Here is a 21,310-nt window from a genome sequence, read left to right on the forward strand (position 1 = left end):
CGAGGCTCGTCGCCAGGGCTCCTCGCACCTCGACCAGCGCCCGGCGTTCGGCTCACCGGGTCTCGACGCCGCTCGCTGGCGCTCGCTGCTCGACCACCGGTGCGTCGAAGACGGCCAGCAGCCGCGCGGCCTTGAGCTCGGCCTCGGCCCACTCCTCGGCGACGTCGGACTGCACGGTGATGCCGCCGCCGGTGCCGAGGCGCCAGGTGCCGTCGCCGGTCGTGGTCAGGGAGCGGATCACGACGCCGAGGTCGGCGCGGCCGTCGGCGGAGAGCCAGCCGAGGGCGCCGGCGTAGGCGCCGCGGGGGGTGTCCTCGACCTCGTCGATCACCTGCATCGTGCGCAGCTTCGGGGCCCCGGTCATCGACCCGGCCGGGAACAGCGCGCGCAGGGCACCGACCGTCGTCACGTCGGACCGCAGCCGGCCGCGCACGGTCGAGACCAGCTGGTGCACGGTCTCGTACGACTCCACCGCCATCAGGGCCGGCACCTCCACCGAGCCCGGCTCGCACACCGTCGCCAGGTCGTTGCGGAGCAGGTCGACGATCATCAGGTTCTCGGCGCGGTACTTCGCGTCGGCGGCCAGCCGTCCACGGTTCGTCTCGTCCACCTCGCGGTCCACCGCCCGGGGCGTGGTGCCCTTGATCGGCTTGGTCTCGATGGTGCGGTCGGGGTCCACCAGCGCGTAGCGCTCGGGCGACGACGACAGCAGCCAGCCGCGGGCGCCGTCGACGTCGTGCTGGAGGAACCCGGCGTACGGCGCGGGGTTGAGCTCGCGGAGCCGGAGGTACGCCGCCACCGGGTCGAGCGGCGAGTCGACCTCGACCCGGTGGGTGAGGTTGACCTCGTAGGTGTTGCCGGCGTGGAGGTGCTCCTGCACCCGGGCGAAGGCGTCGCGGTAGCGCGCGGGCACCACCCCCGCAGGATCGACGCCGGGGACGCCGGCGCCGCGGGCCGCCACGGGGTCGTGGTCGAAGAGCCGGACGTGCGAGGGCCGCATCCACACGGCGTCCGGCAGGTCGGTCGAGGCCCGGGCCGGGAGGTCGGGGCGGGCGGCGTAGCCGAGGTAGCCGAACCACTGGTCGCCCGGCTCCCCGGCCGCGAGCTCGGCCTCGAGGACGGCGAACACGTCGGTGCCGACCGGCTCCGACCGGCCGTCGGCGTGGCGGGTCACCACCCCGCCGGCCAGCGTCAGCGAGACGTCGTCGGACTCGAGCCAGCCCACCAGCGAGCGGCGGCCCGACCACTCCCGGGCGCCGCCCCCGTCGAGCCAGAAGCAGCGCGGGTGCGCGGCAGCGACCTCGGCGAAGACCTGCTCGGGCCCGGTCACCGCACCCCCAGGAAGCTCGCGACCATCGCAGCGCCGTGCTCGGAGAGCACCGACTCGGGGTGGAACTGCACGCCCTCCAGCGGCAGCGTCCGGTGCCGCACGCCCATCGTGACCCAGGGGTCGTCCGGCGCCGGGCCGGGACAGGCCGCGCTCGCCTCGAGCTCGTCGGGCAGCTCCAGCGCGGCCAGCGAGTGGTAGCGCACCGCGCGGAAGTGCTGGGGCAGGCCGCGGAAGACGCCCTGCCCGTCGTGGCTGATCCGGGCGACCAGGCCGTGGGCCGGCACCTCGCGGCCCACCCGGCCGCCGTACGCCGCCACCAGGCCCTGCATGCCCAGGCAGACGCCGAGCACCGGCCGGGTCGCGGCCCGCAGCACCTCGCGGCCCACCGCGAAGTCGCCCGGCTCGTCGGGGTGGCCGGGGCCGGGCGAGAGCACGACGTGGGAGTGTCGCAGCACCTCGTCGGGCTCGACCTCGTCGTGCTGCACCACCGCCGGCAGCACCCCGGTCACCGCGGCCACGAGGTGCACCAGGTTCCAGGTGTAGGAGTCGTGGTGGTCGACCACGACCACGTCGGGCGTGGCCACCGCGCCAAGGTAGCCCCCGCGGGTGGCGCCCCCGCCCAGTGTTCACGCCCGGGACACCCGGGGCGGGGTCCGCCGTCACCGGGCGGTCCCCCCGGGGTCATGGGGTGGGCGGCGTGAAGCACAAGATCTCGGGAGGCATCGCCCTCGCGCTGCTCGCTCCCGTCCTCGCCGTCCTGTCCACCTCACCGCCCGCCGCGGCCGCCCCGAACGAGCCGATCGCACCCTCGACGGTGCTGATCAGCGAGATCGCGAACGGCGGTGCGGGCGCCACCTCCAACGCCAACCGGGTCTCCGCCGACAACTTCATGGAGATCCGCAACTACGGCGACCAGCCGGTCGACGTCTCCGGCTGGCGGCTGCTGCGCTGCGGCCAGACCGGTGACGCCTACGGTCCCCAGAAGGTCTTCCCCGAGGGCACCGTGCTGGCGCCCGGGGACACCTGGACCGTGACCGGCCCGACCGCCAACGCCGCGATCCCCCGCGACGCCGTCTACGACGAGACGGGGTCGAACCTCCACGACTTCGGGTTCGGCGCCTGGCTCGAGACCGAGGACTACACCGTCGTCGACCGGGTGGGCTTCTACCACCCGTCGGTCCACAGCGACTGCGGTCAGGGCGATCGGGTGCTGACCCGGCCGCTCGACCACCGGCTCAACGAGAGCCACCAGCGGGTGGCCGCCACCGGCAACGTCGAGACCGACTGGATCGTCGCGACCCGCACCCCCGACGCTGCCAACGCGACCACCCCCGCCGACAAGCTGGTCGAGACCGGCCTGCGGATCACCGAGGTCGCCAACGGCAGCCCCACCGCCGACGCCGACCAGTACGTCGAGCTGACCAACCAGGGCTCGTCCCCGCTCGACATCAGCGGCTGGAAGCTCTACCGCTGCGGCGAGAACGGCACGGCGTACGTGCAGAACACCGGCCTGCCCGCCGGCTCCGTCGTCCAGCCCGGTGGCACCTACGTCATCTCCCACACCGCCGCGGCGGCGAGCATCCCGCGGCAGGCGACCTACGCCACCGGCATGCACTGGCGCGACTTCGGCGCGATGATCGTGCGTCCGGACGAGAAGATCGCCGACCGGGTCGGCTTCTACGAGAACCGCAACAGCATCTGCACCGCCGGCTCGCCGCAGACCGCGAACTCCGACGCGCTGCAGTCCGAGAGCTACCACCGGGTCTCCGACACCGGTGACAACGCGGTCGACTTCCGGCTCGCCCAGGAGCGCAGCCCCGGCACCGTCTCGACCGCGGCGCAGCTGACCGCGCCCGCGCCGTTCGCGCACCGGGCCGTGCGGATCAGCGAGATCGTAGGAGCCGGCCCCGCCGGCGGCGCCGACGAGTTCGTCGAGATCGGCAACTACGGCGACGCCCCGGTCAACCTCGCCGGCTGGTCGATGGTCCGCTGCGAGGGCACCGGCAAGGGCAACGCCGGCACCCAGGTCGCCGACCTCGGTGACGTCACCCTGGCCCCCGGCCAGGCCTACCTGATGGTCGACGACAGCGCGCCCGCGTCGCTGCGCGAGGCCGCCGACGCGCTCTACGTCACCGGCCTCAACGAGAGCGAGGGCTACGGCGCCTACCTGCGCGACCCGCAGGGCGACCTGGTCGACGCGGTCGGCGTCTACGAGACGGTCGACTACAGCCCGTGCGTGCCGTTCGGGTCCGAGCTGCGCCGCTACACCAAGAACGACCACGGCGAGTCCTACCAGCGTGCCCGCACCACCGGCGACAACGAGGAGGACTTCATGAAGACGCCGGGTCGCACGCCCGGGGTCCTCGCCGACGTGGCCTGGATCGACCCCACCGAGCCGCTCGAGGGCGAGCTCGACCCGGTCGAGCTCGAGCAGGTCACCGTGCCCGGCACGCCGACCGTCGTCGGCACGGCTGCCGCCGGCGGCTACACCGCGACCGTCACCACCGACGACGCCGACGGCGGCGACCTCCAGGTCGGCGTACGAACTGCCGACCCGGTCGCGACCGACGGCACCACCATCTGGGCCGGCTCGACCGCCCGCGCCGTGCCGCCGCGGCTGTCGATCGTCGGCGAGCGGCGGGTCGCCACCGCCCCCGCCCTCACCACCGAGGCCGGCGCGACGGCGTACCCCTTCCAGCGCTTCCGGGTGCCCGTGGCCGGCACGCCGGCCCCGATGGAGTTCACCTGGACCGGTCGCACCTCGGGCCGCAACGAGGTGCAGCTCTACGCCTGGCAGGGCAGCGAGTGGGAGCTGGTCACGGCCGGCACCGCGAGCGCCGACGGCGACCTGACCCTCGTCGGCTCGGTGACCCCCGCCCACGTGGTCGACGGCGCGCTCAACACGCTGGTCGTCGACGGCCCGCGCAGCTCCGGCGGCGCGGTGGACGAGATCGGCGTCGAGGACCGCGCGTTCCTCGACCCCGACCAGTACGACGTCGCGATCAACCACGCCACCGACACCCAGTTCCTGTCGGAGGGCTTCCGCGACGTGTTCCGGCAGATGCTGACCTGGGTCGCGGCCAACGCCGACGCCCGCAAGATCGGCTACTCGACCAACAGCGGCGACATCATCGAGAACTGGATCGGCGGCAACGCCGACCCGGTGCGGGCCCGCAAGGAGTTCGCGGCGGCCAAGAAGATCCACCAGATCCTCAACGACGCCGACGTGCCCAACGGAGTGCTGCCCGGCAACCACGACAACTTCTGGGGCCGCAACAACGACCTCTACAACGAGTACTTCGGCCCGGAGATGTACCGGGACGAGTCGTGGTGGGGCGACTCCTGGAAGCCGGGCGACAACAGCGCCCACTACGACTTCGTCGAGGCCGACGGGCTGAAGTTCCTCATGCTCAACCTGCCCTACCGCCCGACCCAGGCGCAGATCGACTGGGCGCGCGAGGTCGCGGCGGCGTACCCCGACCGCAACGTCGTCCTCTACACGCACTCCTACCTCACCACCGAGCGGGAGATCGAGAACCGCTCGAACCGCTACACCGCCCGCGGTGAGGACATCTGGAGCGACCTGGTCGCGCCGAGCGACAACATCTTCCTCGTCCTCGGCGGTCACTACCACGGCGTTGCCACCAAGTACGGCGACCCGGTGACCGGCGAGCAGGTCGACGCCATCGAGATCGCCGACGACGCGGTGGCGGTGCGCAACACCGGCGCCACCGGTCGCACGGTGGTGCAGATGCTGGCCGACTACCAGGGCTACCGCTCCACCCAGCCGCAGCCGCGGGGCGACACCCTCGACCGCGACACCGGCTTCCAGCGGCTGCTGCAGATCGACGCCGACTCCGAGCTGATGGCGGTCAACACCTACTCGCCGCACCTGCAGTCGTTCGACGCCCACACCTACGACGAGGCGCCCTACCGCGGCGACCAGGCGCGCTACGACGCCACCGACGACGAGTTCGTGGCCAAGATCGACCTGCTGGTCGACCGGACCCTGGCCACCTCGACGTGGGGGCTGACCACCGCGTCGACCCAGGCCGGCGCCGCGACCGTCGCAGCCGGCGCTCCGGCGCAGGTGGCCGTGGCCGGAGTGACCGGCGGCGAGGTGCTGCACGCCGTGGTCACCGACCCCACCGGGCGGGTGGTCCGCTCGACGCCGCTGACCGTCTCCCTCGAGGAGGTGCCGGCCACCGCCACCGCCACCGCGCTGACGACCAGCCGGACCAGCCAGCGGGCCGGCGCCGCCGACGACGACCGGGCCCTGCTCACCGTCGCGGTCTCGGCCGACCAGGGCGCCCCCGCGGGCACCGTCGAGCTGCTCGACGGCGCGGCGGTGCTCGGCACGGTCGCGCTCGCCGACGGCGAGGCGACCTGGCGGCTGCCCGACCTGGCGGTCGGCGCCCACCAGCTGACGGCCCGGTTCGTGCCGTCGGACCCGGCGGCGTTCGCGGGGTCGACCTCGGCGCCGGTCACCGTGACGGTCACCGCGCCGCCGGCCGGCACCTCGGCCACCGCGCTCTCGGTCTCGCGCACCACGCAGGCCTACGGCGCCGCGCCGGCCGACCGGGTGCGGCTCACCGCCGACGTGGTCGCCACCGGCGCGGTCAGCGGCACCGTGGAGTTCCGTCGCGGGGACGTCGTGGTGGCGACCGCAGCGGTCGCCGACGGCACCGCCTCGACCGTGCTGCCCGGCACGCTGGCGGTGGGTAGCCACCAGCTGGTGGCGGCGTACGTGCCCGACGACGCCTCGGTCGTCACCGGGTCGACGTCGCGCCCGGTGACGGTCACGGTCGGCCGCGCCGTCGCCACCGCCACCGCGCGGCTGGCCAGGGCGACCGTGAAGCCGAGCCGTCGTGGCCGGCTGACGGTCCGGGTGGCCGCCGCCGGCGTCACCCCGACCGGGCAGGTCACCGTCACGGTCCGCGGCAACGGCCGCACCCGCACCGTGACCGGCACGCTCGTCGCCGGCAAGGTCGTGGTGACGCTGCCCAAGCTGGGCCGCGGCAGCTACGCCGTCACCGCCCGCTACGCCGGCTCGTCGCTGGTGGCACCCGACGCCGCACCGCGGGTGACGCTGCGGGTCAGGAAGTAGTCCCTCCCCTCCCCCCCGAAGAGAGCCGACGCCCGTCGCGACCTGGTCGCGGCGGGCGTCGGTGCGTCCGGGACCGACCGGACAAGCAGGCGGTCCGACGGCGCTGGGGGGCAACACCGCCGGACCTGTCCCCATGATCCCACGAGACCGGGCTCCGGCCCAGTCCGGCACCGCGGACGGGAGCCGAGCTCAGTCGAGCAGCAGCCCGCTCACCAGGTCGTGCAGCAGGTCGTAGCCCCGCTGGGTGAGGATCGACTCGGCGTGGAACTGGATGCCGCGGTAGTGCGGCCCGGTCAGCAGGTGCACGTCGCCGGACTCGGGATCGGCCTCGACCGCCACGCCATCGGGCAGCACGGTGTCGTCGCCGACCCGCGCCACGAACGTGTTGTAGAAGCCCACCCGCTCGGTGCGGCCCTCGATGCTCACCGGCGACTGGGTGCCCTGGAAGACGATGTCCTTGTAGGCCAGGGGGATCCCGAGCTGGTGGCAGAGCGACTGGTGGCCCAGGCACACCGCGAGGAACGGCCGCTGTTGGGCGAGCAGCGCCGAGACCGCCTGGCGGAGCCGCGCCATCTTGGGCTCGGCGTCGTCGCGCGGGTCGCCCGGGCCGGGCCCCACGACCACCAGGTCGTAGCCGTCGAGCGCGCCCTCGGCGTAGTCCTCGTGGCGGATCACCTCGCTGGTCATGCCGAGCACGCCGAGGACGTGGCGCAGCATGTTCACGAAGTCGTCCTCGCCGTCGAGGATCACCACGCGCCTGCCAGCCAGCCGCGGGTCCGGCGGCGAACCGGCCTGGTCGGTGAGCCAGAACGGCGACAGCCGGCGGTTGCGGGCGTTCATCGCCAGCAGCACGTCCTCGTCGTTGACGAGCTCGGCGACGTTGACGTCGGGTACCGGCGCCCGCTCGACCAGGCCGAACGCGCTGAGGATGCCACCGGCCTTGGCGTGGGTCTCGGCGACCTCGTAGGCGGGGTCGGAGTCGCGCACCAGGGTCGCGCCCGCGGTCACCGTGAGCCGGCCCTCGAGGTCGACCGAGGCGGTGCGGATCACGATCGGGCTGTCGACCACCGGGCCGCCCTCGTCGTCGCGGCCCAGGATCGCGAGGGCGGCGCCGTAGTAGCCGCGGCCCTCGGTCTCGTACTGCTTGATCAGCCGGCAGGCGTTCTCGACCGGCGAGCCGGTGACGGTCGCGGCGTACATGGTGTCGCGCAGCACCTCGCGCGGGTCGCGGTCGGTGCGGCCGGCGAGGAGGTACTCGGTGTGCACGAGGTGGCTCATCGGCTTGAGGAACGGCCCGAGCACCTGCCCGCCCTCGTGGCAGATGTCGCACATCATCTTCAGCTCCTCGTCGACGACCATGAAGAGCTCGAAGATCTCCTTCTCGTCGCGCAGGAACTCCAGCAGCCGCGGCTTGAGCGGTCGGTCGTCGCCGCCGGGGGGCCGGAGCCGGAAGGTGCCGCTGATCGGGTTCATCCGGACGTCGCCGCCGTGGATCGACACGTGCCGCTCCGGGCTGGCGCCGACGAGGTAGCGGTCGCCGGTGAAGAAGACGAAGGTCCAGTACGCGCCGCGCTCGCGCTCGAGCAGCCGGCGGAAGACGGCCAGCGCCTTGTCGGCGCCCCAGTCGGCGACGGTCGCGCGGTAGTGACGACCCACCACGAGGTTCGCGCCCTCTCCCTGCCCGATCTCGTCGGTGATGATCGTCTGCACCAGCTTGGCGTAGGCGTCGTCGTCGATGTCGAAGCCGCCGCGGTCGGCGAGCTCGACCGGCACGTCGTCGATGGCGGCCACGACCTCCTCGACCGAGAACTCCAGCTCGGTCTCGACGTCGACGACCACGAGCGGCGCGCCGTCGTCGTGGGCCTCGAAGCCGCGCTCGCGCACCTGCCGGAACGGCACCGCCAGCAGCCGGTCGGCGACGTGCCCGTCCTCGGGCACGCCGTCGGACAGCGGCACGTCCATGATCGACTCGACCACGCTGCGCCGTCCGCCCACCAGGCCGACGGTGTCCCGGTCACCCGCCCGGGTCGACCGCCGGATGATCGCCCAGGCCTCGTGCCCCTGGAGCGCGGCGATGGCGTCCCGGGCGGTGAGGTTCTCAGGCATGCCGGTCATCGTAGGTGGCCGTCCCGGGCGGGGTCGTGGGGTTATCGGTGGGTGGGCGGGGGAGGTTTCCCCGGTTCACCGGGGAAACCGCGACTTGTCGGCCGGAACTCTGGCCGAGAGGTCGAGGTTCTGGCCGAGAGGTCCGGGCGCTGGGGGTCGCAGAAGGTGGGGTCCCCCAGTGGACCGTCGGGGGAGGGCTCAGGCGCCGGTGCTGATCCGGGCGGCCAGGCAGTCGTCCCAGCGGGTCGAGACCAGCCGCGCCCACACGCCCTCGCCCGAGGTGGTGGGGTGCACGCCGTCGACCAGCAGGCCGGGCCGCTGCCGGGCCGCGGCCTCCCAGTCGGCCACGCAGGTCAGCGGACGCACCGAGGCCAGCTGGCGCATCCAGGAGGCGTACGACGCCACCCGGCTCACCCGGCGGGCGGGGTTGAGCCGCGGGTCGCGCCACGGCAGCACGAACAGGATCGGGGTCGAGGCCGGCACCCGGTCGACGAGCGCGAGGAAGTCGTCGTGGGTGAAGCCGACCCGCGGGTTCGTGCCCAGCGCGAACACCAGGCCGGCGGGCTCGCCGTGCACCGCCCGCACCGTGGCCAGCCGCGAGGCGGCCTCGTCGATCATCCGGCCGGTGACGCCGTCGACGACCCAGTCGGGACGCAGCCGGGCCAGCTCGTTGGTGCCGCGCCAGGTGATCGAGTCGCCGATCACCGCGATCCGGTGGCTGAACGCCGGGCCGCGGTCGGTGCCGACGCAGCGCTGGCCGCGCCACACCGAGCGCGGCCGCCAGGCGCACTGCACCCGCGAGCGCTCGGCGGCCACCGCAGCGAGGCCGCGGCCGGTGCGCGCCGCGATCCGCCGCAGCTCCGCCACCCGCGACCGCGACAAGCACTCGTCGTAGAAGCCCTCGCGCTCGCTCAGCTGGACGTAGGTGCGCCCGCGCACCGCGCACTGCCGGGCGTCCGGCACCGCCCGGTGGCTGCGCACCGGGTCGGAGACGCAGAAGTTGAGGGGGTTGACCCAGACCCGGCCGAGCGCGCGGCAGCGGCGCTCCTCGATCTCCACCCCGAACGAGCGGCCGTGCCGACCGCCGATCCGGCAGGTCTCGGCGTTGCGGCCGGTCTTGGCGTAGTGGCGCGGGTTGATGCAGGCGAACCGGCTGCAACCGCGCGCCCACCTCCGCCCCAGCAAGGTGCAGGCGGTGCGCCCGATCCGGGGGTCGATGCGCGAGGTCCGGGCCGGCGCCTCGGCGTCGGTCGTCGCCGGCGCGGCGGGCGCCGCCTGCGCGCCGCCGTTGGCCCGGGGGACGTCGGCGACCGACGCGACCAGGCTGCCGGTGGGGCCGTCGTCGGCCGTGGTCTCGGTGTCGACCGCGGCCAGCAGCCCGCACACCACCATGAGCGCGAGCAGCGCACCGGCGACGAGTCGTCGCGGGCGGTCGGTCAGCATCAGGGCGGGCTCGCTAGCGTCGTCGGCCGGGTGGGGGGTGCCGGTCATGGCGCGCCCCACGACCCGGGAACGGGGCGGGGGCACCGCCGATGATCCGTGACGGCCCGGTGGCAGGTCAAACGGGCACGCCCGGACTCGCACTCCTCGGCGGGCCGCCCGGTCAGGACACCGCTCGGTCAGGACACCGCTCGGTCAGGACACCGTGGTCAGCAGCTGGGTCGCGCGGGTGAGCACGACGTAGAGCGTGGCGGTGCCGGTGGCCGACTCGTCCTCGATCTCCTGCGGGCGCACGACCACGATGCCGTCGAACTCCAGCCCCTTGGTGTCGAGGCCGGTCAGCACCACCACCCGGTCCTCGCCCGACGGCGGCACCGAGGAGTCGACCGCGGCGGCCGCGCCCGGGGCGTCATGTGCCAGCTCGGGCCACGACGCGAGCCAGGCGTTGACCTCCGAGCGCCGCGCGACCGGCACCACGACGCCCACCGTGCCGCTCACCGCGCCGGCCAGCTCGGTGACCGCCTCGCGGGTCGCGGCCTCGAGGTCGGTGACCCCGGTGACCACCCTCGGCGCCACCCCGGTGGAGCGGACGGCGGTCGGCAGGTCGGCGTCGAGGCCCACCCGCTCGGCGTACGCCGCGGCGTGCTCGTAGATCTCGGCGCTGTTGCGGTAGTTGGTGGAGAGGTGGAACTCGTGCACCGGCTTGCCCTCGAGCGCCTCGGCGCGCGCGGCGGCCGACTCGGCCGGCACCGGCCACGACGACTGGGCGGGGTCGCCGACGATCGTCCACGACGCCGTGCGGCCACGGCGCCCGACCATCCGCCACTGCATGGGGGTGAGGTCCTGGGCCTCGTCGACCAGCACGTGGGCGTAGGGGTCGTCCTCGATCCGGTGGGTGGGCGGCGCCCAGACCCGGCCGCGCGGCGCGTACTCGCGGTCGGCCGCGGTGAACAGCTCCTGGAGGTCCTGGCCGCCCTCGAGCAGGCCGGTCTCATCGAGGTCGCGCTCGTCGTCGGTGCGCGCCGGCACGTCGCCGATCGCGTAGCGCAGCTCGTCGAGCAGCGGCACGTCCTCGACCGACAGGCTGATCGGGCCGGTGTCGTTGCCGCTCCACGACTTCAGCAGCAGCCGCTGGTCCTCGGGTCCGAGGACGCCGTCGGCGACCCGCGCCAGCAGGTCGGGGTCGCGCAGCCAGCCGAGCACCTCGGCGGCGTCGACCGGCGGCCACCAGGCCAGCACGAAGTCGAGGAACTCCTGGTGCGCCAGCAGCTCCTCGTCGAAGGCCTCCCGGCCCCGCTCGCGGCCGCGCTCGCCGCGCACCTGGCGCCACAGCACGTCGAGCAGCGCGCCGGCCACCCGCGGCAGCTGGCGGTTGCGACGGCCCTGCGACATCAGCTGGCGGCGCACCCGGCCGAGGCTGCCGCGGTCGAGGGTCAGCACGTCGTCGCGCCAGAACACCCGGAACGAGGTGGGGCTGCCCGGCGCCTGCTGGCGGGCCAGGCGACGCAGCACCTCCACCATCCGCGCCGAGCCCTTCACGTCGGCCACCGACGGCTCGTCGTGGCGGGTCGCCCGGACGCCGTCGACGACCTCGCCGAGCGAGCGCAGCGCGACCGCGGTCTCGCCGAGGCTGGGCAGCACCCGCTCGATGTAGCGCATGAAGACGCCGCTGGGGCCGACGATCAGCACGCCGCCGGACTCGTAGCGGCGCCGGTCGTTGTAGAGCAGGTACGCCGCTCGGTGCAGCGCCACCACCGTCTTGCCGGTGCCGGGGCCGCCGGAGATCGTGACCACGCCCTTGCCGGGCGCCCGGATCGCGCGGTCCTGCTCGGCCTGGATGGTCGCGACGATCGAGTGCATCGACCGGTCGCGAGCCCGGGAGAGCTGGGCGATGAGCGCGCCCTCGCCGATGATCGGCAGGTCGGCCTCGGCCGCCTCGAGCGCCTCGGCGTCGAGCAGCTCGTCCTCGACGCCGACCACCCGCTGCCCGCTCGAGCGGAGCACCCGGCGTCGGATCACGCCCTGTGGGGTGGCGGCGGTGGCCTGGTAGAACACCCCCGCCGCTGGCGCTCGCCAGTCGATCAGCAGTGAGTCGCGGTTGGCGTCGCGCAACCCGATCCGCCCGATGTAGCGGGGCTCGGGGTCGACGTCGGCGGTGAGGTCGAGCCGCCCGAAGACCAGTCCCTCGTGCGCGGCGTCGAGCTGGGCGATCCGCCGGGCGGCCTGGAAGACCATCGCGTCGCGCTCGACCAGCCCGCCCTCGTGCCCGAGCCGGCCCCGCTGGTGGCCCTCGCGCGCCAGCTCGCGCGCGGACCGGGTCGAGTCCTCGAGCTGCCGGTGCACCCGGTCGACGAACTCCTGCTCCCGAGCGATCTCCCGCTCGACCAGCTGGTCACTCATGTGGTGTGTCCCCTTGCACCTGCTGCCATGCCCCAATGCACCGAGCCCCGCGCGCGGCCGTGGCCGGCGCGGCAAGAGAACTAGCCTACCCGCGCCGGCTGGCCGGCGGGGGCGGGTCCCACGGGTGCGTCGGGCGTCAGGCGGGGGTGAAGCTGGCCATCGTCCGCTCGGGCTCCCAGAACGCCTTCATCGACGCCACCCGGCCGTCGTCGTCGACGACGTAGACCATCACCAGGTGCGTGGTCGTGTGGGAGCCGTCGGGGAACGACGTGCGGATCCGCCCGACGTTGGCGCAGGTGTTGCTGCCGGGGTTGGCGAAGGACTCGTCGATCTCGAACTCGAAGGTCGCGATCGGAGCGATCGCCTTCTCCCAGAACGCCGCGATGCCCTCGTGCCCGTGGTGCCCGCGACCCTCGGGGTCGAACATCGAGGGGCCGACCGGGTCCTCGAGCACGGCGTCCTCGGCGTAGACGGTCAGCCACTCGGCGAGGTCGCCCTTGGCCACGGCCGAGTAGGAGCGCTGCGAGGCCGCGCGCGCCGGGTGGTCGTCGTTCGCCGCGTTCCAGGTGATGGCGTCGCTGGTGATCATGCGGGCATGGTAGGCCGGAACTGGAACACGTTCTAGTGTCCGGCCGGAGGGGGTGCCGCCCGCCGTTCACCCGGCGCACGCCCCGGCGTCGACACGTCGTCGGCACGGCGTCGACCGCGGGCGCCACGGTGGCGCCATGGCGCAGAGGTTGGCGTACGTCCCCGTGGGGCTGCCGCACAGCGGCTCCGACCTGCTCGCCGCGGCGGCCGAGCGGCACCGCGCGGCGTTCGCCGACGCCGGCGTCCGGCTGCCGGCGGGTTCGGCCGACGAGATGTTCCGTGCCGCCGTCGAGCTGCGCCGCGACCACCGCTCGTGGGGCTTGCGCCGCAAGGACGTCGAGGGCGTCTGGGCCGCGGTCTGCCGGCGCGCCCACCGCGGGCGCGACCACGTGATGGTCGGCCACGACCTGCTCGCTGGCTGCACGCCCGACCAGGTAGCCCTGCTCGTCGACGGGCTCGCCGGCTTCGAGGTGCACGTCGTGGTGACCGCGACCGCCCCCGACCCCCGGGTCACGCTCTTCCCCGAGGACCACGACCTCCTCGGCGTGCTGGACCGCTGGTCGGCCGCGGTCTCCGCGCCCGACCGGATCCACGTGGTGGTGGCGGGGAGCCACGAACGCGACGACCCGGCGTCCGCCTGGCGGGCCCTGGGTCGGGTGGTCGGCGTGGCCACCGACGGCCTGGTGCTGCCCGACCCGGCGACCCTGCGCCGGCGTGCGGATCCCACCGCGCTGCGCCTGATGGCCGAGGCGACCGGCGCGATGGCGTCGGCCGACGACCTGCGCCGGCTCGGTGAGCGGTGGGCGGTGGAGCTGGCCGGATCGGGTCACGACGTGCACGGCGACCCGGCCGCGCTGGTGCCCGCACCGTCCCCGACCCCGCCCGGCAGCGGTGCCGAGCCCCACCTCGCCGGCGTCACCGAGGCGCTGAGCGCCACGCTCAGCGAGACCCTGGCCGAGGTGACCCGGCTGCGCGAGCGCAACCGCGAGCTCGAGGAGCGGACCGCCCGCCTGGAGCGCAAGCGGAACCGGCTCAAGCGGCGGCTCGCCGAGGCCGGCTGAACCGCCCTCGGGAGGGGGCTCGCGACGCCCCGCTAAGGTCGAGTGACCCGATCGACACATCTGACACACTGGTTCCATGCGAGTTTCCGCGAAGTCCGACTACGCCTTGCGAGCCCTCATCGAGATGGCGTCGCGCGAGGACGGTCGCGCGGTGAGCGCCGAGGAGCTCGGCCGCCTCCAGGAGATCCCCCACGGCTTCCTCCAGGCGATCCTGGCCGACCTGCGCCGCGCGGGCATCGTGATGTCGCAGCGCGGCCAGTCCGGGGGTTGGCGGATGGGTCGTGAGGCCGCCAGCGTCTCGGTGGCCGACGTGATCCGCGCGGTCGACGGCCCGCTGGTCTCCGTCTACGGGCTGCGCCCGGAGGCCGTCACCTACAACGAGCGCGCCGACGTGCTGCAGCACGTCTGGATCGCCGCGCGCAGCTCGCTGCGCGACGTGTTCGAGCAGGTCTCGATCCAGCAGCTGTCCGACGCCAAGCTGCCGCGCGCGGTCACCAGCCGGACGGCCGACGAGGACGCCTGGCAGCCGCACTGACCGGCGCCTTGCCACCCACCGTCGTCGCCCGCGCCACGAGGCACGACCCGGCGGGGGTGCGTCCGCCGGGTCGTGCCGATCGTGGGTCACGCCCCTGGGGCGTGAGGGGACGGGCCACGGCGACCTGGCCGGGCGCCATAAAAGCCTTATCCCTAGTGGAATAGTAGACAAGGTGGCGTTGGCGGTCAATCCGGCCGCACGGGCGCATTGCGGGCGGCGGTGAGCAGGCCGCCGTTCCTCCCCGCCCGACGGGGGCTCACGCACCGCCACCCTGCCGGCCACCCAGGCAGCGGTGAGCAGGCCGCCGTTCCTCCCCGCTTCAACGAGGCTCACGCACCCCCACCCTGCCGGCCCGTGTGGCGACCACCACCCCGCCGAGGCCAGGCGTGTGACCCCCGACGCTTGCGCGGGCCAGCACCCCCACCTACCATTAAGTTACCCGTCAGTAACGCAGGACCGCACACAGAACGGTGAAGCACGTGAGCCACTACAAGTCCAACCTCCGCGACATCGAGTTCAACCTCTTCGAGGTGCTCGGCAGCGACGCGGTGCTCGGCACCGGACCGTTCGCCGAGGTCGACACCGACACCGCGCGCGAGATCCTCGCCGAGGTCGACCGGCTCTCCCGCGAGGAGCTCGCGGCGTCGTACGTCGAGAGCGACCGCAACCCGCCGGTCTTCGACCCGGCGACGCACACCGCACCGATCGGCGAGTCGTTCAAGAAGAGCTACCAGGCGTGGATGGACGCGGAGTACTGGCGGCTGCAGATCCCGGAGTCCCTCGGCGGGACGCCGGCGCCGGCCACCCTCAACTGGGCGATCGCGGAGATGGTGCTGGGAGCCAACGCCCCGATCTGGATGTACGCCGCCGGCCCGGCGTTCGCGTCCGTCGTCGACCGCAACGGCAACGACCGCGACAAGCGCATCGCGCAGATCATGGTCGAGCGCCAGTGGGGCTGCACGATGGTGCTCACCGAGCCCGACGCCGGCTCCGACGTCGGCGCGGGCCGCGCCAAGGCGATGCTGCAGGACGACGGCTCGTGGCACATCGAGGGCGTCAAGCGGTTCATCACCTCGGGCGAGCACGACATGAGCGAGAACATCATGCACCTCGTGCTGGCCCGCCCGGTCGGCATCGAGGGCGTGGGCGGCCCGGGCACCAAGGGCCTGTCGCTGTTCCTCGTACCGAAGATCCACTTCGACCACGAGAGCGGCGAGCTGACCGGTGAGCGCAACGGCGTCTACGTCACCAACGTCGAGCACAAGATGGGCATCAAGGTCTCCAACACCTGCGAGGTCACCTTCGGCGACCCGTCGGTCGGCGGCGGCGAGCCCGCCAAGGGCTGGCTGCTCGGCGAGGTGCACAACGGCATCGCGCAGATGTTCCAGGTCATCGAGAACGCCCGGATGATGGTGGGCTCCAAGGCCATCGCGACCCTTTCGACCGGCTACCTCAACGCGCTCGAGTACGCCAAGACCCGCGTGCAGGGCGCCGACCTCACCGAGTCGGGCGACAAGACCGCCCCGCGCGTCACGATCACCCACCACCCCGACGTGCGCCGCTCGTTGATGGTGCAGAAGGCGTTCTCGGAGGCGATGCGCGCGCTGGTGCTCTACACCGCCTCGTGGCAGGACAAGGTGATGATCGCCGAGCACGAGGGCAAGGCCGACACCGACGAGGCCCGCCTCGCCGCCGCGGTCAACGACCTGCTGCTCCCGATCGTCAAGGGCTACGGCTCGGAGCGCTCGTGGGTGCTGCTCGGCACCGAGTCGCTGCAGACCTTCGGCGGCTCCGGCTTCCTGCAGGAGTACCCGATCGAGCAGTACGTCCGCGACGCCAAGATCGACACCCTCTACGAGGGCACCACCGCGATCCAGGGCCAGGACTTCTTCTTCCGCAAGATCGTCAAGGACCAGGGCAAGGCGCTGGGCCACCTGGCCGCCGAGATCCAGGCCTTCGTCGACAGCGAGGCCGGCAACGGCCGGCTCAAGGTCGAGCGCGAGCTGCTGGCGACCGCGCTCAACGAGGCCAACGAGCTGGTCGGCCACATGATCAACGACCTGATGTCGGCGCAGGAGGAGCTGCGCAACATCTACAAGGTCGGGCTGAACACCACCCGGGTGCTGATGGCGCTCGGCGACGTGGTGTGCGGCTGGCTGCTGCTCCGCCAGGCCGAGGTCGCTCTCGGCAAGCTGGGCGGCGACGGCTCCGGTGCGCTGGGCGGCAAGGACCAGGCCTTCTACGAGGGCAAGGTCGCGGCCGCGCAGTTCTTCGCCCAGACCAACCTGCCCCGCATCTCCGCCGAGGTCGCGATCGCGAAGGCCACCGACCTCTCGCTGATGGACCTCTCCGAGGACGCGTTCTGATCCTCGGCTGTTCCACCCTCGACGCCCCGCCGGCGGCTGCCGGCGGGGCGTCGTCGCGTCCTGGCCCGGTCAGGCGGGGCGCAGGTGGCCGCGCGCGGTGCGGCGTACGGCGTCGGTGAGCCGCTCGAGCGCCGGGGAGTCGAGGCGCCAGCGCTGCCAGTGGAGGCTCACGTCGACGTGGGCGCGGCCGCCGAGCGCCACCACCCGGCCGTCGCGGACGTCGGGGAGGAGCTGCGGCTCGGGGAGCATCGCCCAGCCGAGCCCGAGGCGCACCGCCTCGTGCATGTCGGCGCTGGTCGGCACCCGGTGGACCACCGGCGGCTCGGTGACGCCGCGCTCGCGCAGGAACGCGTGCTGGAGGTCGTCCTTGGCGTTGAAGACCACCATCGGCGCCCGGGCCCAGTCGAGGCCGCGCGAGTCGCCGCGGCCGCCGTGCCAGCGCTCCGCCAGGGCGGGCGCCGCCGCGGGTCGGTAGCGGAGCCGGCCGAGCGGCTCGACCGAGCAGCCCTGCACCGGCACCGGGTCGCTGGTCACGGCCGCGAGCGCGTCACCGGCCCGGAGCAGGTTGCTGGAGAAGGCCTGGTCCTCGACCGAGAGGCGTAGCGCCGTGCCCTCCCAGCCGGCCGCCTCGGCGATCACCTCGCGGAACCAGGTCGCGAGCGAGTCGGCGTTCACGGCCACCGGGAGCGTGAGCGCGGTGTGCGCCCCGTCGAGCGTCGCGCGGGCCTCGTCGTGGAGCAGCCGGGTCTGCCGGCCCAGGCGCACCAGCGCCTCCCCCGCCTCGGTGGCGCGGCAGGGCGACGACCGGGTGACGAGCACCCGCCCAACCGCCGCCTCGAGGGCCCGGATCCGCTGGCTGACCGCGCTCGGCGTGACGTGCAGCGCCCGGGCCGCGGCGTCGAAGGTGCCGTGGTCGGCGATGGCGACCAGCGCGTCGAGCTGGGCGGGGTTGAGCTCCATGCGGCGACCCTAGCCCGACATTAGTCGTGCTACATCTCGTGCAGGAACATTCGCTGGCCTTCAGATGGCCCCGCGCCTAGCGTCGCTATCGTGCTCGACTCAGCCGCCACCGGTCTCGTCACCGGTCTCTCCCTCATCGTCGCGATCGGCGCCCAGAACGCGTTCGTGCTGCGGCAGGGACTCGCGCGCGAGCACCTGCTGCCGGTGGTGGCGATCTGCGCGCTCTCCGACCTGATGCTGATCCTCGCCGGGGTCGCCGGCATCGGCACCCTGGTCGAGCGGGCCGGCTGGGTGATCGACGCGGTGCGCTGGTTCGGCGTCGCCTTCCTCACCTGGTACGGCGTGGCGTCGCTGCTGCGCGCCAGGCGGGCGTCCTCGCTGGACGCCGCGGGGCCGGAGCCGCTGTCGCGCCGTTCGGCGGTGCTGCGGGTGACCGCGCTGACCTGGCTCAACCCCCACGTCTACCTCGACACCGTGCTGCTGCTCGGCTCGATCGCCACCACCCACGGGCCGTCGGGGCGCTGGTGGTTCGCCGCGGGCGCGTCGCTGGGCAGCCTGCTCTGGTTCGCCGGGCTGGGGTGGGGCGCCCGGCTGGCCTCGCCGTTGCTGCGCCGCCGCCGCGCGTGGCAGGTGCTCGACGTGCTGATCGGCCTCACCATGCTCGCGATCGCGGCGATGCTGGCGCTGGGTGCGTGACGCGGGTCACGTCGGTGCCGCAGCCGCGGCGCATAGGGTGGCCGACCATGAGCGACCGCGAGCTCCTCTCCGGCTACGTCGAGGTCTGGCGCAGCGCCGTCGACGACTTCACCGCCCTGCTCGAGCAGGTGCCCGACGAGCAGTGGAGCACCCCCACGGACCTGCCCGGCTGGGACGTCCGGGCCGTGGCGTCGCACACCGCGCACCTCGAGCGGGTGCTGGCGACCGGGGTGGAGGAGCAGGCGGACGTCGGCGAGCCGCCCCACGTCACCGGGCTGATGGGCCTCTACACCGAGATCGGCGTGGTCAACCGGCGCGACGCCGCCCCGGCGCAGATCATCGCCGAGATCCGCGAGGCGGCCGCCGCCCGGCACGCCGAGCTGCTGGCCGACCCGCCCGACGACGGCGCCGCCCGGCCGCCGCGGGTCTTCGGCGGGGTGCCGTGGGACTGGCGCACGCTCCTGCGCAACCGGCCGCTGGACATCTGGATGCACGAGCAGGACGTCCGACGGGCGGTGGGCCTCCCCGGCGGCACCGACACCGCGGCCGCCGTGCACACCGCCGACTACCTCGCGGAGGCGTTCGGCTTCGTGCTGGCCAAGAAGGCCGGGGCCCCCGCGGGCACCACCGCCGTGCTGCGCGTCGACGGCCACCCGCCGTACGCCTTCACCGTCAACGACGCCGGCCGCGGCGAGCGGCTGGCCGAGGTGCCGCCGACGGCGGACGTGGTGCTGTCGATGGACCGGGAGAGCTTCATCCGCCAGGCCGGCGGCCGGTGCGCGGCCGAGCCGGGCGCGATCCGCATCGACGGGGACCAGGCCCTCGGTGCCCGCCTCGTCGCGTCGATGGCGACGACCCCCTGATGCCCGCCGACCGCTGGGACGTGCACGACATCCCCGACCAGGCCGGCCGCACCGTGCTGGTCACGGGACCCTCGGTGGGCGGGCTGGGCCACCACACCGCGCTCGAGCTGGCCCGCCGCGGCGCCCGGGTGGTGCTCGCCGGTCGCAGCCCGGCCAAGGTCGGCGAGACCGCGGCCGCGCTGCGGGAGGAGGTGCCGGCCGCCGAGGTCGTGGAGCTTCAGCTCGACCTGGCCGACCTCACCTCCGTGCGCCGGGCCGCCGCCGAGGCGGCCACGCTGGGTCCGCTGCACGTGCTGGTCAACAACGCCGGCGTGATGGGCACGCCGCCCGGGCGGACCGTCGACGGCCTCGACCTCCAGCTCGGCACCAACCACTACGGCCCGTTCCTGCTGACCGGGCTGCTCTGGCCCCAGCTGGTGGCCGCAGGATCCCAGGGCGAGGCCGCCCGGGTCGTGGCGGTGTCGTCGACGATGCACCGGATCGCCCGCTCCGCGCCGTTGCGCGACCCCCGCTCCACCGAGGGCCGCTACCGCAAGTGGCAGGTCTACGGGCAGAGCAAGCTCGCCAACCTGCTGTTCACCCACGAGCTCGAGCGCCGCTCGGTCGCCGCCGGCACCCCGGTGCGGGCGATGGCCGCCCACCCCGGCTTCGCCGGCACCCACCTGGCGGCCAACGGCCAGTACGGCCGCGCGCGCGGCGGGCGCGCCACGATCCTCGACGCCACCATCCGCGCCGTCAGCCAGTCCGCCGCCGCCGGCGCCTGGCCGACGCTGATGGCCGCCACCGCCGACCTCCCCGGTGGCACGTACGTCGGCCCCGGCGGCCCCGGCGAGATGGCCGGCCCGCCTCGTGTCACCACCGGCACCCGCCTCTCCCGCGACGAGGACGCCGCCCGTCGGCTGTGGGAGCTGAGCGAGGAGGTCACGGGGGTGCGGTTCCCCTGACCCCGTGGGGCGGGCGGGGGCGGCCGGGGGAATCCCCGGTCGACCGGGGATTCCCCGAGTCGGGCAGTGCAACGGCCGGCAACACTCGGACGAGGCCCACAGTCCGACCAAAGTCAGCCGGCGACCGACCCGAGGCCGATGCCGGGGACCGGTGCCCGCTCGTAGGTTCGCACCATGGCAGTCGATCCCCCGCAGGTCTGGGAGCAGACCGTCGACGGCCGCTCCCACCGGGTGGAGGCGAGCGGGTCGGTGTCGCACCGGGTCGAGTGGTGGGTCGACGGCGAGAAGGTCGCCGAGAAGAAGGCGATGGAGGACCGGCTCCGCCTCGAGCACGGCGAGGACGGCGAGCACGGGCGGCTGCTGGTGGTGTTCTCCGGGCTGGGCAGACCGCGGCGCGCCACCGTCTTCGGACCCGGCGAGGACGCCCAGGCGATGACCGGGCTCGGCGGCACCGACCTGGCGCCCGAGGTGGGCTCGCCGGCGGCGGCGTACGAGGAGAAGGTGCTGGCGCACCCGCGCCGCTACGCCGCCGTGCAGACCCTCGGCGGGGTCGCGAAGGTCGTGGTGCCGATCGTCCTGGCGCTGCTCGCCGCCCGGATCGCGATCAACGTCCCCTGGCCCGACGTCGACCTGCCGTCGATCCCGTTCCCCGACCTGCCGAGCATCCCCTGGCCGAGCATCCCGTGGCCCGACCTGCCGAGGCCGAACCTGCCCGACGTCTCGCTGCCCGACTGGGTGCGCTGGCTGCTCGACAAGGTGAAGTACGTCTGGCCGGTGGTGCTCGCCTTCGTGCTGGCCCGCGGCGAGGTCAACCGGCGGCGCAAGCAGCAGGAGCTGCGCGCCGAGCAGGCCGCCGCCCGCGACGGCCACCGGTCCACCGATCCCGACGACCCCGACGCCGACGGACGGTAGGC

15 protein-coding genes are annotated in these 21,310 nt (G+C 74.0%); 8 read left to right on the forward strand and 7 right to left on the reverse strand.

Annotated features, from left to right (window positions below):
• Positions 1-52: 52 nt before the first annotated feature.
• Positions 53-1,330, reverse strand: coding sequence for an anthranilate synthase component I family protein (locus tag JT721_RS09500; RefSeq protein ID WP_205472809.1), 1,278 nt, complete (start codon positions 1,328-1,330; stop codon positions 53-55).
• Complete coding sequence (locus tag JT721_RS09505) at positions 1,327-1,914, reverse strand: aminodeoxychorismate/anthranilate synthase component II (protein WP_205472811.1); 588 nt, start codon at positions 1,912-1,914, stop codon at positions 1,327-1,329. The genes JT721_RS09500 and JT721_RS09505 overlap by 4 nt, the downstream gene beginning before the upstream one ends.
• Before the next feature lie 113 nt (positions 1,915-2,027).
• Here JT721_RS09505 and JT721_RS09510 point away from each other — a divergent pair, with 113 nt between their 5' ends.
• The gene (locus JT721_RS09510; protein ID WP_205472812.1) at positions 2,028-6,437 is read left to right on the forward strand and encodes a lamin tail domain-containing protein; all 4,410 of its coding nucleotides are present in this window, start codon (positions 2,028-2,030) and stop codon (positions 6,435-6,437) included.
• 189 nt (positions 6,438-6,626) lie between these two features.
• On the opposite strand, the gene JT721_RS09515 is transcribed toward JT721_RS09510, so the two are convergent.
• The 4 genes from JT721_RS09515 to JT721_RS09530 form a co-directional block, all read right to left on the reverse strand.
• On the reverse strand, positions 6,627-8,543 hold the full coding sequence (locus tag JT721_RS09515) for an anthranilate synthase family protein (protein WP_205472813.1): 1,917 nt from the start codon (positions 8,541-8,543) through the stop codon (positions 6,627-6,629).
• A gap of 198 nt (positions 8,544-8,741) precedes the next feature.
• Positions 8,742-10,034 (reverse strand): hypothetical protein, encoded by a 1,293-nt coding sequence (locus tag JT721_RS09520; protein WP_205472814.1) that lies wholly within the window; start codon positions 10,032-10,034, stop codon positions 8,742-8,744.
• Between the two features lie 144 nt (positions 10,035-10,178).
• Entirely contained in the window at positions 10,179-12,383 is a 2,205-nt protein-coding gene (locus JT721_RS09525) for a UvrD-helicase domain-containing protein (RefSeq protein WP_205472815.1), read from the reverse strand.
• A gap of 136 nt (positions 12,384-12,519) precedes the next feature.
• Complete coding sequence (locus JT721_RS09530) at positions 12,520-12,972, reverse strand: nuclear transport factor 2 family protein (protein ID WP_205472816.1); 453 nt, start codon at positions 12,970-12,972, stop codon at positions 12,520-12,522.
• Positions 12,973-13,108: 136 nt separating this feature from the next.
• On the opposite strand from JT721_RS09530, the gene JT721_RS09535 reads away from it, so the two are divergent.
• The 3 genes from JT721_RS09535 (at position 13,109) to JT721_RS09545 (ending at position 16,933) form a co-directional block, all read left to right on the forward strand.
• Positions 13,109-14,032: a hypothetical protein gene (locus JT721_RS09535; RefSeq protein WP_205472817.1), complete on the forward strand. Its 924-nt coding sequence runs from the start codon at positions 13,109-13,111 to the stop codon at positions 14,030-14,032.
• 76 nt (positions 14,033-14,108) lie between these two features.
• The gene (locus JT721_RS09540) at positions 14,109-14,567 is read left to right on the forward strand and encodes an Rrf2 family transcriptional regulator (protein ID WP_205472820.1); all 459 of its coding nucleotides are present in this window, start codon (positions 14,109-14,111) and stop codon (positions 14,565-14,567) included.
• A gap of 479 nt (positions 14,568-15,046) precedes the next feature.
• Entirely contained in the window at positions 15,047-16,933 is a 1,887-nt protein-coding gene (locus JT721_RS09545; protein WP_205472822.1) for an acyl-CoA dehydrogenase, read from the forward strand.
• A 69-nt stretch (positions 16,934-17,002) separates the two neighbouring features.
• On the opposite strand, the gene JT721_RS09550 is transcribed toward JT721_RS09545, so the two are convergent.
• A complete protein-coding gene (locus tag JT721_RS09550) occupies positions 17,003-17,893 on the reverse strand; it encodes a LysR family transcriptional regulator ArgP (RefSeq protein ID WP_205472825.1) in 891 nt (296 codons plus the stop codon).
• A 90-nt stretch (positions 17,894-17,983) separates the two neighbouring features.
• On the opposite strand from JT721_RS09550, the gene JT721_RS09555 reads away from it, so the two are divergent.
• The 4 genes from JT721_RS09555 to JT721_RS09570 all read left to right on the forward strand — a co-directional run bounded on the left by JT721_RS09555 (position 17,984) and on the right by JT721_RS09570 (position 21,308).
• A complete protein-coding gene (locus JT721_RS09555; protein WP_205472827.1) occupies positions 17,984-18,589 on the forward strand; it encodes a LysE/ArgO family amino acid transporter in 606 nt (201 codons plus the stop codon).
• Between the two features lie 47 nt (positions 18,590-18,636).
• The gene (locus JT721_RS09560; protein ID WP_205472829.1) at positions 18,637-19,452 is read left to right on the forward strand and encodes a maleylpyruvate isomerase family mycothiol-dependent enzyme; all 816 of its coding nucleotides are present in this window, start codon (positions 18,637-18,639) and stop codon (positions 19,450-19,452) included.
• Complete coding sequence (locus tag JT721_RS09565; RefSeq protein WP_205472830.1) at positions 19,452-20,396, forward strand: oxidoreductase; 945 nt, start codon at positions 19,452-19,454, stop codon at positions 20,394-20,396. Before JT721_RS09560 ends, JT721_RS09565 begins: the two co-directional genes overlap by 1 nt.
• Before the next feature lie 174 nt (positions 20,397-20,570).
• On the forward strand, positions 20,571-21,308 hold the full coding sequence (locus JT721_RS09570; protein ID WP_205472832.1) for a hypothetical protein: 738 nt from the start codon (positions 20,571-20,573) through the stop codon (positions 21,306-21,308).
• Positions 21,309-21,310 lie beyond the last annotated feature (2 nt).

Origin of the sequence: Nocardioides sp. SYSU D00038, from assembly GCF_016924665.1 — a bacterium.
Lineage (GTDB): Bacteria > Actinomycetota > Actinomycetes > Propionibacteriales > Nocardioidaceae > Nocardioides.

Excerpts from the sequence above, each read along its gene's own strand:
- JT721_RS09515 (WP_205472813.1), bottom strand. The coding sequence starts at position 8,543 with ATGCCTGAGAACCTCACCGCCCGGGACGCCATCGCCGCGCTCCAGGGG.
- JT721_RS09565 (WP_205472830.1), top strand. The coding sequence starts at position 19,452 with ATGCCCGCCGACCGCTGGGACGTGCACGACATCCCCGACCAGGCCGGC.
- JT721_RS09540 (WP_205472820.1), top strand. The coding sequence starts at position 14,109 with ATGCGAGTTTCCGCGAAGTCCGACTACGCCTTGCGAGCCCTCATCGAG.
- JT721_RS09520 (WP_205472814.1), bottom strand. The coding sequence starts at position 10,034 with ATGACCGGCACCCCCCACCCGGCCGACGACGCTAGCGAGCCCGCCCTG.
- JT721_RS09525 (WP_205472815.1), bottom strand. The coding sequence starts at position 12,383 with ATGAGTGACCAGCTGGTCGAGCGGGAGATCGCTCGGGAGCAGGAGTTC.
- JT721_RS09535 (WP_205472817.1), top strand. The coding sequence starts at position 13,109 with ATGGCGCAGAGGTTGGCGTACGTCCCCGTGGGGCTGCCGCACAGCGGC.
- JT721_RS09560 (WP_205472829.1), top strand. The coding sequence starts at position 18,637 with ATGAGCGACCGCGAGCTCCTCTCCGGCTACGTCGAGGTCTGGCGCAGC.
- JT721_RS09550 (WP_205472825.1), bottom strand. The coding sequence starts at position 17,893 with ATGGAGCTCAACCCCGCCCAGCTCGACGCGCTGGTCGCCATCGCCGAC.
- JT721_RS09530 (WP_205472816.1), bottom strand. The coding sequence starts at position 12,972 with ATGATCACCAGCGACGCCATCACCTGGAACGCGGCGAACGACGACCAC.
- JT721_RS09570 (WP_205472832.1), top strand. The coding sequence starts at position 20,571 with ATGGCAGTCGATCCCCCGCAGGTCTGGGAGCAGACCGTCGACGGCCGC.